At 62.0% G+C, this 15,373-nt stretch carries 11 protein-coding genes; 4 read left to right on the top strand and 7 right to left on the bottom strand.

Annotation, left to right across the window (positions count from 1 at the left end):
• Positions 1–173: 173 nt before the first annotated feature.
• The 6 genes from tadA to ACOCLD_RS07830 form a co-directional block, all read right to left on the bottom strand.
• A complete protein-coding gene (gene tadA, locus ACOCLD_RS07855; RefSeq protein WP_422911474.1) occupies positions 174–656 on the bottom strand; it encodes a tRNA adenosine(34) deaminase TadA in 483 nt (160 codons plus the stop codon).
• A 2-nt stretch (positions 657–658) separates the two neighbouring features.
• On the bottom strand, positions 659–2,029 hold the full coding sequence (locus ACOCLD_RS07850) for a multicopper oxidase family protein (RefSeq protein ID WP_422911473.1): 1,371 nt from the start codon (positions 2,027–2,029) through the stop codon (positions 659–661).
• 152 nt (positions 2,030–2,181) lie between these two features.
• Entirely contained in the window at positions 2,182–4,647 is a 2,466-nt protein-coding gene (locus tag ACOCLD_RS07845) for a mechanosensitive ion channel domain-containing protein (RefSeq protein ID WP_422911472.1), read from the bottom strand.
• Positions 4,648–4,780: 133 nt separating this feature from the next.
• The gene (gene guaA / locus ACOCLD_RS07840) at positions 4,781–6,358 is read right to left on the bottom strand and encodes a glutamine-hydrolyzing GMP synthase (protein WP_257777361.1); all 1,578 of its coding nucleotides are present in this window, start codon (positions 6,356–6,358) and stop codon (positions 4,781–4,783) included.
• Positions 6,359–6,432: 74 nt separating this feature from the next.
• Positions 6,433–7,902, bottom strand: coding sequence for an IMP dehydrogenase (gene guaB / locus ACOCLD_RS07835; RefSeq protein ID WP_392540290.1), 1,470 nt, complete (start codon positions 7,900–7,902; stop codon positions 6,433–6,435).
• Between the two features lie 129 nt (positions 7,903–8,031).
• Positions 8,032–8,583, bottom strand: a complete 552-nt coding sequence (locus ACOCLD_RS07830; RefSeq protein WP_422911471.1) for a sugar ABC transporter ATPase — start codon at positions 8,581–8,583, stop codon at positions 8,032–8,034.
• A gap of 99 nt (positions 8,584–8,682) precedes the next feature.
• Here ACOCLD_RS07830 and xseA point away from each other — a divergent pair, with 99 nt between their 5' ends.
• The 4 genes from xseA to leuA all read left to right on the top strand — a co-directional run bounded on the left by xseA (position 8,683) and on the right by leuA (position 14,259).
• Positions 8,683–10,062: an exodeoxyribonuclease VII large subunit gene (gene xseA / locus ACOCLD_RS07825; RefSeq protein WP_422911470.1), complete on the top strand. Its 1,380-nt coding sequence runs from the start codon at positions 8,683–8,685 to the stop codon at positions 10,060–10,062.
• An 18-nt stretch (positions 10,063–10,080) separates the two neighbouring features.
• The gene (locus ACOCLD_RS07820; protein WP_422911469.1) at positions 10,081–10,905 is read left to right on the top strand and encodes a peptidoglycan DD-metalloendopeptidase family protein; all 825 of its coding nucleotides are present in this window, start codon (positions 10,081–10,083) and stop codon (positions 10,903–10,905) included.
• Between the two features lie 104 nt (positions 10,906–11,009).
• Positions 11,010–12,260 carry a mechanosensitive ion channel family protein gene (locus tag ACOCLD_RS07815; RefSeq protein ID WP_422911468.1) on the top strand — a complete coding sequence of 417 codons (1,251 nt, stop codon included), beginning with the start codon at positions 11,010–11,012 and terminating at the stop codon, positions 12,258–12,260.
• Positions 12,261–12,588: 328 nt separating this feature from the next.
• Positions 12,589–14,259, top strand: coding sequence for a 2-isopropylmalate synthase (gene leuA, locus ACOCLD_RS07810; protein WP_422911467.1), 1,671 nt, complete (start codon positions 12,589–12,591; stop codon positions 14,257–14,259).
• A gap of 15 nt (positions 14,260–14,274) precedes the next feature.
• Here the strand turns inward: leuA and ACOCLD_RS07805 are convergent, their stop codons facing one another.
• The gene (locus tag ACOCLD_RS07805) at positions 14,275–15,342 is read right to left on the bottom strand and encodes an SDR family oxidoreductase (RefSeq protein WP_422911466.1); all 1,068 of its coding nucleotides are present in this window, start codon (positions 15,340–15,342) and stop codon (positions 14,275–14,277) included.
• Between the last annotated feature and the right edge of the window lie 31 nt (positions 15,343–15,373).

Genomic DNA, 15,373 nt, shown 5'->3' with positions numbered 1-15,373 from the left:
GTAACAGCCTCCGGCTGGTCAAAGCGGCGGGGAAGCGGAGTGTACGAGCTGTACATGAGCATTACTCGTTTCACTCGCCCCTTCGGGGTCGCGCTGAAGCGCGTTAGCCGCAAGCGGCTTCCAGCCTGTTTTTAACGCAGCAGAGCCGACGCGCAGCAGACTTTGAGCAGGTTCTAGCGTTGCTCACGCCGCGCTTTGAAGAACGCACTCAGCGCCGCACCACACTCCTCCGCCAGCACCCCGCCCTCGATCAACACCCTGTGATTGAGAAATTCCTGGCTGAAAAACTGTCCTCGGCTGATCGCCACCCCGGCCTTGGGTTCGGTGGCGCCATACACCACGCGCTGTACCCGCGCATGCACAATCAGCCCGGCGCACATGTTGCACGGTTCCAGGGTCACATACAGGGTGCTGCCCGGCAGGCGATAGTTATCCAGGGCTTGCGCGGCGGCGCGAATCGCCACCATCTCGGCGTGGGCGCTGGGATCATGGGTGGAGATCGGGCAGTTAAAGCCGCGCCCGATAATCTGGCCATCCTGCACCAGCACCGCGCCGACCGGCACCTCACCCAAAGCGGCGCCTTGGGCGGCCAGAGCCAGGGCCTCGCGCATAAAATGCTGATCCTGGCTGCGATCAATGATCAGGGGTTGGCGCACGCTTAAACGACCTCGATTGATGCCATCAGACCGGTTTCCATATGGTCGATCACATGGCAATGGAACATCCACACCCCGGGATTATCCGCGACCAGCGCGACGCGTGCGCGCTCATTCTTGCCCAGCAGGTAAGTGTCGGTGAAATACGGGATGATCGATTTACGGTCCGATGCCAACACTTTAAACGTCATGCCGTGCAGATGGATCGGGTGCTGATACTGACTGAGGTTACGCAGCTCGAAGATATAACTCTTACCCAGTTGCAGGCGGGCAATCGGCCGGTCGGCGCAGGTCTTGTCATTGATATCCCAGGCCTGACCATTGATCTGCCAGAAGCTGTGCGCAGCGCCCTGCGCCAGCCCGGTCGATACCGCGCCCGCCCACTCAAAGTTGAAATTGATGGTTTGCGCAGTGGCTAGGTGCGGCTCAGCCACCGGGTTGGCTGGCAGTGCAGGCGGCCACTCCCCCATCCCTTCGGCATTGGGCTGCGCACGCAAGGTCGCCAGGCGCAATGGCCCGTTACGCAGCGCCAGCTCTGTACCCGCGACCGGCACCTTCAACCCCAACTCGATACGCATCCCCGGCCCCAGCCAGTATTCCTTGCCCAGCGGTCGCGGCTCGACCGGATTGCCATCCAGCGCATAGATGCGCGCATCCGCGCCTGGCAGGTTGAGACGATAAGTCAGGGTGTTATCCAGATTGATCAGGCGCAGACGCACCACCTGCCCGGCAGGTAAATCCAGGGTCGGCGTATGTACACCATTGACCGTACTCAGGCGCCCCGGCGTACCGCCGCGCGCCGCCTCGCGCGGCACGCTGAAATCAGTGAACGCGCCCTGCCCGTCGATATGCCAGCTTTTCAGATTCAGCACGTGATCGTGGATAAAGCCCGTTGGCTCACGCTCCTCGACGATCAGCGCACCGACTAGGCCACGCCCCAGCTGCTCGCCGCTGGCGACATGCGGGTGATACCAGAAGCTGCCGGCGTCGGGGGTAATAAAGCTGTAGTCGAAGTACTCACCCGGCAGCACCGGCGCCTGCGACACATAAGGCACGCCGTCCATCTCAAGCGGCAGACGGATGCCGTGCCAATGGATGGTGGTCGGCACGTCCAGCTTGTTAATAAAGCGCACACGCAAACGCTCGCCCTGCCGGCAGCGCAACTCCACACCCGGAGCCTGACCGCCGTATGCCCAGGCCGGCGTGCGATGCCCCGGCACCAGCTCGATATCCAGCGGTGCGGCGATCAGCTCGTAGTCGTGAGTCGCCACATTTTCCGGGCGACCCAGCCAGTAGCGCACACCGCCAGCTCCAAGGCCAACGACACCCAAGCCAGCCAGGCCGACCAAGACTTGCCTACGGGAAAACAGCATATCGACTCCAGATAGCCCAACTGATGCCAGGCCTATGCATTGAGGGGAGAGTCCCGCCCAACAAATGCAATAGTTTCTCATCTAAACAGCCATCAAGACGAGCCTGTAATCGAGGCTGATTGCCGCACCGGCAGCTACACCGGGCCGAAACCTCAGGACGCGCCCGGTTTTCCCTCCAGCTGGCCTGCCTGACGAACAGCCCCAGTCAGGGCCTCCGGAACCTCGCGCAGATTGAGGTCGAACTGGTTGTACGGGATGCTGATATTGGCCGACGCAAGCGCCTGCAACATGCTCACCATCAGCTCGCTGCGGGTAGCGGTCCAGCGGTCATAGTCCTGCGCCCAGGCGCGTACGCTGAACTTCAACGCGCTGTCACCGTATTCCTGCAGCAACACCACCGGCGCGGGCTCTGCGGCCACCCCAGGCACAGCCCGCGCTACTCCAGCCAGCAATTCGATCACCTCGGCAGGGTCGCTGCCGTAAGCGACACCGACCGGCACTTCAATACGCCGATTGCGGTCCTGCAGCGTCCAGTTGGTCAGGTTGTTGGCCACCAGGGTGCCATTGGGCACCACGATGTCGGCGCCATCGAAGGTACGGATCTTGGTGGCGCGCAAGCCGATTTCACGCACGCTGCCGCTGGCGCCATTGATTTCGATGACATCGCCGGGCTGGATCGGCCGCTCGAACATCAGCACCAGGCCCGACACGAAGTTGCTCACCAGCCCCTGCAACCCAAAGCCGATACCCACACCCAGCGCACCAAACAGCAGCGTCAGTTGACTGACCTTGAAGCCTGCCGCCGACAACGCCAGCAGAAAGCCCAGCAGCAGCAAGGCGTAATAAGTCAGCGAGGCGATACTGTTGCCGACCCCGCGTGGCAAGCGGCTGTGCCCCTGCAGCTGCTCGCGCAATATCAGTTTGGTCACCCGCGCCGCAGCAACGGTGATCAGCACTGACAATGCAAACACCAGCACATCGCCCAGGCTGATGGACAACTCGCCGACCTCGACGTCATAGCCCAGCACCTGACTGACTAAACCCTGCACCGGCAACAGCAGGCGAAAGCGATCCATGCTGTACAGCAACCAGCTCACCGCCGCCGCCAGAAACAGCGCCCGACGCAGCCAATCCAGCAGCGCCTGGCCATGGCGGCGGATCAGCCACAGCGGGCGCACGGCCGACAAGCCGATCAGCATCCGCAGCAACGCATTGATCACCAGCATGCCGGCGTACAGCAACAGGCCAATGTAGCCACTGTCGATTACCCCGCTGGTGAGCGTCTGCGCCAGAAGTACGGCACCAGCCAGATTGGCCAGCAACGAGGCCAGCAACAAGCCACCACCCAACCAGGCCACCGCACGCACCAACACTGGCCCGCGCCCCTGCGCTACTCGTCGCTGTATCTGCCACAACAGCCATAGCGTAATCAGCAGGGCAACCAGGGTCAGGGCAAACTGGAACAATCGATAACCTGCTTCACCGCCCAAAATCAGCGCACCCAGGCGATCAACCAGGTACAAACCGGCCGCCACGAGCGGCCAGCCCCCCAACAGCTCATGGGTGCGCGGCGGCAGCATACGCAATGCCGGCACTACGGCTACCAGAGTCAGCACTTCCAGCGCCAGCATGGGCGCGTCCGACTCGGCCACCAGCACCCCCAGCACCGCCAGCAGGATCCAGGCCGATATGGGACGCGCAGCCACAAGCTGACTGTCTTCATCCAGTTCGCGGTAAGCCGCCTGACGTTGCTGGCGGGCCAACCAGAGCAGCATAAGCAGTAATAACAGCTGCAGCCCTTGCACGCCGTGCACCTTGACGCTGTTCACCGCGCCATAGGCATCGGCAAAGCGCACCTCAATGTCCAGCCCCTGCACCACATCATCCGCCCCTGCCTGCGGCTCAGGGCGCAGCGGCAGAGCTTGCCACAGCGAGGGCGCATCACGGCTGAACAGGCGCGCATCAACGCTACTGATCACCCGCACCACGTCTTCGCGGCCAAGCTGAATCCGCGAATTGACCGTATTACCCCGCTGCCCCAGCTCAATCAGGCGCTCTAACGGCGTGGTCAGCGCCTGTTCGGCGGCCTGCAATGCGTTGACCATGCTCTCGATTTGCCGCGCCAGCGGCGCAGGCATGCTGTCTGCCGGCGTCGCTGCGCGCGTGGCCTGCCAGCGCGCACGACGCTGCGACAGCTCAGCCGTCTCATCGGCATAGGGTTTGATCACCTCGCGCATCTGCGCACGCCAGGCCTGCATGCGCCGCGCATCGAAGTTCCAGTGGCGCAGCAGGCTTTCCAGACGCACAAAAGGCAACTGGCGCAGCTCATCCACACTGAAGGTCTGCAGCTTCTCATCCACAGGCTGCGCAATAGCATCCAGTTGAGCCTCCAACGCAGCCGCCGGATCGGCATTCATCGCCCGGCGCTGGGCACGCTCAGCCAGGCGCTGGTCATCATCTGCCTGCAGCAGAATGTCGTTCAGGGCAATTGCTGTAGACGGCATGGCCGCAGGCGGCAGCTCAGACGCCTCGTCCTGTGCCCACGCCGGGCTGACAAGCAGCAGCGCCGCCAGAATAAACCCACGGATACGGCCACCCGGTTGCAACCTGCTCGTCATGGCAACTGCTGCAGTCATCGCTGATCTCCCTGCGTGAATGGCCGGACGACCTGGATTCTGGGTCAATCCGCAGCCGGAGCATAGCCACGATAAACAGGCAGGCAACGAAAAGGGGCCCGTAGGCCCCTTCTGCTTACTCCCACTCGATGGTGGCAGGCGGCTTGCTCGACACGTCATAGGTGACGCGGGAGATGCCTTCGATTTCGTTGATGATGCGGCCGCTGACGGTCTCCAACAGCTCGTAGGGCAGGTGCGCCCAGCGAGCGGTCATGAAGTCCACGGTTTCCACAGCACGCAGGGCAACGACCCAGGCGTAGCGACGGCCGTCACCGACCACACCCACCGATTTCACCGGCTGGAACACCACGAAGGCCTGGCTGGTCTTGTGGTACCAGTCGGCCTTGCGCAGCTCTTCGATAAAGATGTGATCGGCGCGGCGCAGCAGGTCGGCGTATTCCTTTTTCACTTCGCCGAGGATGCGCACACCCAGGCCCGGGCCAGGGAACGGGTGGCGGTAGACCATGTCGTAGGGCAGGCCCAGCTCAAGGCCGATCTTGCGTACTTCGTCTTTGAACAGCTCACGCAGCGGCTCGACCAATTTGAGGTTCATTTCCTCGGGCAGGCCACCGACGTTGTGGTGGCTCTTGATCACGTGGGCCTTGCCGCTCTTGGCGCCAGCGGACTCGATCACGTCCGGGTAGATGGTGCCCTGGGCGAGGAACTGGATGTTGTCCAGCTGGCTGGCCTGAGCATCGAACACGTCGATGAACGTGCGACCGATGATCTTGCGCTTCTTTTCCGGGTCGGCTTCGCCAGCCAGGTTGCCGAGGAACTGCTCTTCGGCGTTGGCGCGGATCACCTTGACGCCCATGTTCTCGGCGAACATGGCCATGACCTGGTCACCTTCGTGCAGGCGCAGCAGGCCGTTGTCGACGAATACGCAGGTCAGTTGGTCGCCGATGGCCTTGTGCAGCAACGCCGCGACCACCGAGGAGTCGACACCACCGGACAGGCCGAGCAGCACGTTGGCGTCGCCAACCTGGGCACGTACCGCGGCGATGGCGTCTTCGACGATATTGGCCGGGGTCCACAGGGCTTCACAGCCGCTGATTTCCAGCACGAAGCGCGAGAGGATGCGACCGCCCTGCTTGGTGTGGGTCACTTCCGGGTGGAACTGCACGCCGTAATAGTGGCGAGTGTCGTCGCACATGGCGGCGATCGGGCAGCTCGGGGTGCTGGCGAGGATGTGAAAACCTTCCGGCAGGCGGGTGACCTTGTCGCCGTGGCTCATCCATACGTCGAGGCCCAGCACGCCGTCGGCGTCGACATGGTCTTCGATGCCGGCCAGCAGTTGGCTCTTGCCGACCACGTCGACACGGGCGTAGCCGAATTCACGCAGATCGGAACCTTCTACCTTGCCACCGAGCTGCTCGGCCATGGTCTGCATGCCGTAGCAGATGCCCAGCACCGGTACATTCAGGTCGAACACCGCTTGCGGCGCGCGCGGGCTATTAGCTTCGTGCACCGACTCCGGGCCACCGGCGAGGATGATGCCGCGCGGGGCGAAGGCGCGGATGTCCTCGTCGCTCATGTCCCAGGGGTGCAGTTCGCAATAGACGCCGATCTCGCGCACACGGCGGGCGATCAGCTGGGTGTACTGGGAACCGAAGTCCAGAATGAGGATGCGGTGGGCGTGAATGTCGTGGGCCATGGCCGTCTCTCGTAGGTATTCACAAATGACACGGGGCTGATCGAACAGCCCCGTTATTCATACATTGCAGCGAATCAACCAACTCTGTAGTTGGGCGCTTCCTTGGTGATCTGCACATCGTGGACATGCGACTCGGCCATGCCGGCGCCGGTGATGCGCACAAACTCCGGCTTGGTACGCATCTCTTCGATGGTCGCGCAGCCGGTGTAGCCCATGGAGGCACGCAGGCCACCCATCAGCTGATGAACGATGGCACCCATCGCGCCCTTGTACGGTACGCGACCTTCGATACCTTCCGGCACCAGCTTCTCGGCACCCGCCGAAGAGTCCTGGAAGTAACGATCCGAGGAGCCCTGCGCCTGTGCCATCGCGCCCAGCGAGCCCATGCCGCGGTAGGCTTTATAGGAACGGCCCTGGAACAGCTCGACTTCGCCCGGCGCTTCTTCGGTACCGGCGAGCATCGAACCGATCATCACCGCGGATGCGCCGGCCACGATGGCTTTGGACAGGTCACCGGAGAAGCGGATACCACCATCGGCGATCAGCGGCACACCGGTACCCGCCAGTGCAGCGGCCACGTTGGCCACGGCGGAGATTTGCGGTACACCGACACCGGCAACAATACGGGTGGTGCAGATCGAGCCTGGGCCAATACCGACCTTGACCGCATCAGCACCGGCTTCAGCCAGCGCCTTGGCCGCTTCACCGGTGGCGATGTTGCCACCGATCACCTGCACGTCCGGGAAGTTCTGCTTGACCCAACGCACGCGGTCGATCACGCCCTTGGAGTGACCATGCGCGGTGTCGACGATGATCACGTCAACGCCGGCATGCACCAGCGCGGCCACGCGGTCTTCAGTATCGGCACCGGTGCCAACGGCAGCGCCGACGCGCAGACGACCCTGGTCGTCTTTGCTGGCCAGCGGGTAGGCCTTGGCTTTTTCGATGTCATTGACGGTCATCATGCCCTTGAGGCGGAACTGTTCGTCGACGATCAGCACGCGCTCAATGCGGTGTTTGTGCAGCAACTTGCGCACCACCTGGGTGTCTTCGCCTTCCTTGACCGTAACCAGACGCTCTTTAGGCGTCATCACGTCGCGCACCTTGGCGCCCATGTTGGTCTCGAAACGCACGTCACGGCTGGTGACGATACCGACCAGGTCACCGTGATGTAGCACCGGCACACCGGAGATGTTGTTCTGACGGGTCAGGTCGAACAGGTCACCCACCGTGGCATCGGCCTCGATGGTGATTGGATCTTTCACCACACCGGATTCGTAACGCTTGACCTTGCGTACTTCGGCAGCCTGCTGCTCGGGGGTCATATTCTTGTGGATGATGCCGATGCCGCCTTCCTGAGCCATGGCAATCGCCAAACGGGCTTCAGTCACGGTGTCCATGGCAGCAGAGAGCAATGGAATATTCAGTTCGATGCCACGGGTCAGGCGCGTTTTGAGGCTGACATCCTTCGGCAGAACTTCGGAATAACCTGGAATAAGTAGAACGTCGTCGAAGGTAAGAGCTTCTTGACTGATACGCAGCATGGCGGGGGCTCCCAGACGGGAAAATAGGAAGCGCGCCATTATACTCAGACGCCCCCCGGCACTCAACGCAAACAATCGCTTAGACGTACTGATCGTTGAGATGCGCGTCGATAACGTCGCCGAACTGACTTACAAGTCAACTCTTACCAGCGAGACTGGATAGCCCAAACGCGCAGCAAACTCGTCGAGAAAACTCTGCTTGAAACCGGCATCCGCCCAGTTATTGAAGATAAAACCCAGGTTGGAAAAGCCGCAGGGCTGCAGAAACAGAAAGCCGTTGATATCGTCCTCAAAGCCACACAGCGGGCAGATAAAGTTATCGGTCCGCCCCGGCATCCACTCTTCCAGGCTGTCGAAGAGGCGCTCACCCACCTCGCGCCGGCACTCGGGGCAACCGGCTTCCTCGAGAAAGTTTAACGTTGGGGTATAGATGCAGCGCTTGTAGATGATCTCCAGGCCATGCACCGCCTGCCCAAAGGGCAACAGCTCCGGCCGTTCGACCACCCGCCGCGCGCCCTCGGCAATGCCGTAGCCCATATGCTTGAAGGTACGCCCGCAGGTGCTCAGCTGTTCTTCGATGATGTTCTGCTTGACCAGCCAACGCACGATCAACCGAGCCCGCGCCTCATGGCCGGGAAAGCTGGAAATCTGCGGCACGATGATCGCCTGCTGCTCACTCATATCGGAACTCGGTCTGCATTGAAGGCGCGCAGCTTAATGGGCTGGCAGTGCGGGTCAAGACTCTACAGTTGCCCGGACAAAGCCTTTACTATGCCGGCCATGATCAAAGATCCCTTCCAACGCCTGAACCTCGACCGCGAGGTGCTCAGCGTCAGCCAACTGAATAGCCGCGCCCGCCTGCTGCTGGAAGATGTATTCGGCGGCATCTGGGTCGAGGGGGAAATCTCCAACCTGGCCAAGCCGGCGTCCGGGCATATCTATTTCACCCTTAAAGATAGTCAGGCTCAGGTGCGCTGCGCGCTGTTCCGGCAGAACGCCGCCAAGGTGCGTCAGGCGCTGCGCGATGGATTGGCGGTGAAAGTGCGCGGCAAGGTTTCGCTATTCGAGGGCCGTGGCGACTACCAGCTGATTCTTGATGCCGTGGAACCTGCCGGCGATGGCGCCCTGCGTTTGGCCTTCGAGGCGTTAAAGGAGAAGCTCAGCGCCGAAGGGCTGTTCGCGGCCGAGGCTAAAATCGCCCTGCCGGTTCACCCGAAACGTATCGGCATTATCAGCTCACCGACCGGCGCGGTGATTCGCGACATTATCAGCGTATTTCGCCGCCGTGCGCCGCAGGTCGAGCTGACCCTGATCCCCACCGCTGTTCAGGGCCGCGAAGCCACCGCGCAGATTGTCCGCGCCCTCGGCATGGCTGATGCAAAAGGCTTTGATGCGCTGATCCTGGCCCGTGGTGGCGGCTCGCTGGAAGACCTCTGGTGTTTTAACGAAGAGCCGGTGGCCCGCGCCATTGCCGCCTGCGTCACGCCCATCGTCAGCGCCGTGGGCCACGAGACCGATGTGTCCATCGCCGATTTTGTTGCCGACGTGCGCGCCCCCACGCCCTCGGCAGCCGCCGAACTGCTGGCCCCCGACAGCAGCGAACTGGTGCAGCGCCTGCATAATCTCAAGCGCCGCCTGAACCTGCGCATACAGCACCACCTGGAACGCGAACGCATGCGCCTGGACGGTTTGCAACGACGCTTGCGCCACCCCGGCGAACGGCTGCGCCAGCATGCCCAGCGCGTGGATGATCTGGATATGCGCCTGGCCCGCGCCTTCGAGCGTCAGCTGACTAGTCGCCGCGAACGCCTGAATCACTTGCAGACCCGCCTGCTGAGCCTGCACCCGGAACGCAACCTCAAGCTACTCGATCAACGCCTGCAAGCCCTGGCCGAACGCCTGCACCGCAGCATGCGCGAAAGCCTCAAGGCACGTCGCCTGCAGCTGCACAGCCAGGTACAGACGCTGCACGCGGTCAGCCCGCTGGCCACCCTCGGTCGTGGTTACAGCATCCTGCTGGATGAGCGCGGCCGTGCCATCCGCAACGCCGCTGACACCCAGCCCGGTCAGCGCCTGAAAGCGCGACTAAGCAACGGCGAGCTGGATGTGCGGGTCGAAGACAACCATGTGCAGCCGGTTACCCTGTCGCTGCTCGATTGATTTCCACACAGGTCCCCCATGCGTTTATTCGCCCTGCTCACCTTGCTCTGCCTCGCCCTGCCCATCCACGCCGAAGGTTTTATCAGCCGCCTGCTGAATAAGCCGGTACCAGGCGGTGTGGCCGTGGTCGATCTTGGGCCAGCCGCCAGCGCGCCCAGCGTGCGCTATCAGAACAAACAGGTGCTGGTGATTAATGAGGATCAGCAGCGCTGGATCGCCATCGTCGGCATCCCGCTAAGCGTGAAGCCCGGCAGCCAGCAGATCAGCGTCAACGGCAGCCAGACGCTGAGTTTTCAGGTGGGCAGCAAGCATTATGTCGAACAGCGCATCACTATCAAGAACCAGCAGCAGGTCAACCCGAACGCCAAGAACCTTGCGCGTATCGAACGCGAACTCGCCGAGCAGACCCGTGCCTACCAGCAGTTCAGCGCGCGCCAGCCGAGCAATCTGTTGTTCGACAGGCCGGTCAACGGCCCCCTGTCGAGCCCCTTCGGCCTGCGCCGCTTCTTCAATGGCGAAGAACGCAACCCGCACTCAGGGCTAGACTTCGCCGCCAATAGCGGCACGCCGATCAAGGCCCCGGCCGCTGGCAAGGTGATTCTGATTGGCGACTACTTCTTCAACGGCAAGACGGTGTTTATCGATCACGGCCAGGGCCTGATCAGCATGTTCTGCCACCTCTCTGCCATCGGCGTAAAAGTCGGCGATGAGCTGCCACGCGGCGGCGTCCTCGGCAAAGTAGGCGCCACCGGCCGCGCCACCGGGCCACATCTGCACTGGAACGTCAGTCTGAACGACGCCCGCGTCGACCCAGCAATTTTTATCGGCGCGTTCAAGCCATAAACACTGCCCCGAGACACGTTCAGCAAACAACCCAGCCGGCCCGATTCCCGCTCATTTGTTAAGGTGGCCGCGTTAACAGGTTGAACGATCCCCCGAGGAACGGCATGAACGAGCTGTACAACAATGCCCAACAGTGGCTTGAACACTATCCCGAGCTCTATAGCCTGACTGGCCTGTCGCTGCTGCTACTGGCGGCCTGGCTGGCCAACTGGGTGGTCAAACGCATCCTGTTGCGCGGCCTGTACCGGGCACTGAAAGCCACGCCGATTGGCCAGGACGGCAGCCTGCATGACTCACGGGTGATCGCGCGGCTCGCCAATATCGTCCCGGCGCTGATCATTTCAGTCGGCATCACCCTGGTGCCTAACCTGCCGGAAGCGGCCGTGGAGGTAACCGGCAATGTCTGCAGCGCCTTTATCGTATTGACCATCGCCCTGGCCATCAGCGGCGTGCTGACGCTGCTCAACAACACCTACCAGAAACGCCCGAATGCCCATCTGAAGCCGATCAAGGGCTATGTGCAGGTGGTGAAGATTCTGCTCTTTGCGATTGCCGCAATACTCATGGTCGCCAGCCTGATCGACCGCTCGCCGCTGATTCTGCTGTCTGGCCTGGGCGCGATGGCCGCCGTACTGATGCTGATTTTTCAGGACACCTTGCTATCGCTGGTCGCCAGCGTGCAGATTTCCTCCAGCGATATCGTGCGTGTCGGTGACTGGATAGAGATGCCACAGCTGAACGCCGATGGCGATGTCATCGATATCGCCCTGCACACGGTCAAGGTGCAGAACTGGGACAAGACCATCACCACCATCCCGACCAAGCGTTTTATCAGCGACCCGTTCAAGAACTGGCGTGGTATGCAGGAGTCCGGTGGACGGCGAATCAAGCGCAGCCTGCTGCTTGACCAAACCAGCATCAGTTTCCTCAGCCCGGAGCAGATCATTCGCCTGCAGCGTTTTCTACTGCTCGGCCAGTACCTGAACAGCAAGCAGAGCGAGCTGCTCAGCTGGAACAGCGCCCTGGCCGAGGCCAGCCAGGAGCCCGCAAACACCCGGCGGGTTACCAACATCGGCACATTCCGCGCTTACGTCGAACACTACCTGCGCCAGCATCCGGGTATCCATCAGGAGATGACCCAGCTGGTCCGCCAGCTGAGCCCGACCGCAGACGGTCTACCGCTGGAACTGTACTGCTTCACCAACACCATCGCCTGGGCACGCTATGAAGCCATTCAGTCGGATATCTTCGACCATCTGCTGGCGATACTTCCCGAGTTCGGCTTGCGGGTGTTCCAGCACCCCAGCGGGGCGGATATGCGCGAACTGAAACATAGCTTGCTGCCTGGCGCTTAGCCCTGATGCCGCAGCGGGCGGCCTAAGCACCTGACGCCGCCCGCAATCCAAACGCACACCCACGAGCTTTTACGCAAAATTAATCGCAAAAAAACGCTCACCACGCGCTCAAACACCAATTTTCAAGCGTTACTTGCCAGCTTTTGCCTCAAAGATTAGGGTTGGCGCTATGAACACCCATCACACCCTTATCCTGCTGCGCCAACACGCCAACCTCTGCCTGGTGAGCCAGCGACTGCGTGGCTGATTGTTCAAGCCCACGCCCTGCCCTGTTTTCTCAGTTTTTGCCCGGTTCGCCGCTTGCAACCGCGCCACAAGGATCAACACCATGACCATGCTTAAAGACCCGTCCAGCAAGTACCGCCCGTTCACCCAGATCCAGATTCCGGACCGCACCTGGCCGGATCAGATCATCGACAAGGCGCCGATCTGGCTGTCCACCGACCTGCGCGACGGCAACCAGTCGCTGATCGAGCCGATGGATGCCGAGAAGAAGATGCGCTTCTTCAAATGTCTGCTGGCAGTAGGTTTGAAGGAAATCGAAGTGGGCTTCCCGTCCGCCTCGCAGACCGACTTCGACTTCGTTCGCGAGCTGATCGAAGGTGGCCACATCCCGGACGACGTGACCATTCAGGTGCTGACCCAGGCCCGTGATGACCTTATCGAGCGCACCTTCGAGTCGCTGAAAGGCGCCAAGAAGGCCATCGTCCACTACTACAACGCCTGTGCGCCGAGCTTCCGCAAGATCGTCTTCAACCAGGACAAGGCCGGTGTCAAAGCCATCGCCGTGTCTGCTGGCACTACCATCAAGCGCCTGGCCGAGGCCGCGCCGGAAACCCAGTGGGGCTTCGAGTACTCGCCAGAAGTGTTCAGCAGCACCGAGATCGACTTCGCCGTCGAGGTATGCAACGCGGTGATCGGCGTGTTCCAGCCGACCCCGGCTAACAAGCTGATTCTCAACCTGCCCGCCACCATCGAGTGCGCCACGCCGAACAACTACGCCGACCAGATCGAGTGGTTCGGTCGTCACGTCGACCGCCGTGACAGCGTGCTGATCAGCGTACACACCCACAATGACCGTGGCACTGGCGTCGCCGCCTCCGAGCTGGCCGTCATGGCCGGTGCTGATCGCGTCGAAGGCTGCCTGTTCGGCAACGGCGAGCGCACCGGCAACGTCTGCCTGGTGACCCTGGCGCTTAATCTCTACACCCAGGGCGTCGACCCCGAGCTGGACTTCTCCGACATCGACGCCGTGCGCAAGGTGGTCGAGGACTGCAACCAGATTCCGGTGCATCCACGCCATCCTTACGTCGGCGATCTTGTGCACACCGCCTTCTCCGGCTCGCACCAGGACGCGATTCGCAAGGGCTTTGCCCAGCAGCAGGCCGATGCTGTATGGGAAGTACCGTACCTGCCGATCGATCCGGCTGACATCGGCCGTGATTACGAGGCGGTGATTCGCGTCAACAGCCAATCTGGCAAGGGCGGCATCACCTTCCTGCTGGAGCAGGAATACGGCATCAACCTGCCACGCCGTATGCAGATCGAATTCAGCCAGGTGGTGCAGAAGGAAACCGACCGCCTCGGCCTGGAGATGACCGCCGCGCAAATTTACCAGCTGCTCGAAACCGAGTACCTGCAGGCCACTGCACCCTACGCCCTGAAAGGCCATCGACTGCAGGAAGAAAACGGTACCAGCGCGGTCGATGTGGAAGTGATCAATGCCGGCGAAACCCAGCACTGGCGCGGGATAGGCAAAGGCCCGCTGGAAGCCCTGGTCGCCGGCCTGCCGGTAGACGTGGAAATCATGGACTACAGCGAGCACGCCATCGGCGCCGGCACCAACGCCAAAGCGGCAGCTTATATCGAACTGCGCGTCAACGGCGGCCGCGCCCTGCACGGCGTGGGCATCGATGAGAACCTCACCACAGCGAGCTTCCGCGCGCTGTTCAGCGCGCTGAACCGCGCGCTCGGTCAAGCCGCCGAACAAGCAGCCTGATCGCAGTGCACGCCGTCAGGCCACTGACGGCGTTCGCGCCAGGTAACGCGCCGTCGCCTGCAACGCCTGGTCGATATCTGGCCAGTGCAGTTGATGACGCTGCACCAAAGCTTGGGTCGCGGCGGTATCAAAGCGGGTGGTCTGGATAAAATCCAACGACTCGGCATCGGTATGCAGCAGCCGCGGCACACCCGGAATTTTCAGCAACATACGCAGCAAGGGTATCGGCAGGTGCCAGCTCGGCGCCTGCACACTCAACGTATGAGCCAATTGCTGCAGCATGCCCTGCAGGTTGGGCGTCGCAGCATCCAGGGCGAGGATTTCCTGGCCGACCTGCTGCTCATCAAAGGCCGCAGCCAGCATCAACTCGGCGAGAAAATCCACGCTGACCAAGGGAAGCCAGTGTGCTGCCGAGCCGGGAATCGCCCCAAGCCGGCCCGCAGCCAGATTGTCGATCAAGCCCGCCAACGGCTGCGCCGGCAGAATATGCCCGCTACGGCTATGGCCGCAGACAGTGGCCGGGTGTACCAGCGTCAATGATGCCTGCAGCTCAGCCATACGGGCTCGTACGCGAAAATGCGCTTCCAGCTTGCTGCCTTCATACGCCCCAGAGCGTCGATAGAGGCGATCCCAGTCGGTCTGCTCAGGGTGCTGCAAGTTCACCCCAATACGCTGTAAATGCGCATGATTGGCCAGCATAAATCCGCCCACCATCAGCAGGCGGCTACCCTGCTGCGCCGCCAACTCTGCCACCCGAATCGCCCCCTCGACATTGACCTGGCGGGCCTGCGCCTGCGACAACCCCCAGGCAAACTGCACCCCCAGGTGAAACACCACCGCCGCCTGACGCACCTGTTCACGGGCTGTGGCATCCAGCCCCAGCCCCGGCAAGCCCAGATCACCGCCAACCGCCGTGAGCAGATCCCCGCGCCCGCCCAACTGCTCAATCTGCCCGCGCAAGGCTGGCAGGCTGTGCGGTCGACGCATCAGTACGCTGACCGGGTGACCTCTGCTAGTGAGCAAGGCCAGCAGATGCTGACCGATAAAACCGCTGCCGCCGGTGACAAAACATGGCTGATTCATCGCCAATCCTCCTGAGTCGTTGATGACCCAA

It is taken from the genome of Pseudomonas cimarronensis (genome assembly GCF_049331905.1).
Taxonomy (GTDB): Bacteria; Pseudomonadota; Gammaproteobacteria; order Pseudomonadales; family Pseudomonadaceae; genus Aquipseudomonas.
Note: the sequence above shows the minus strand (reverse complement) of the source record. Positions and strands in the feature narration are given on the sequence as shown.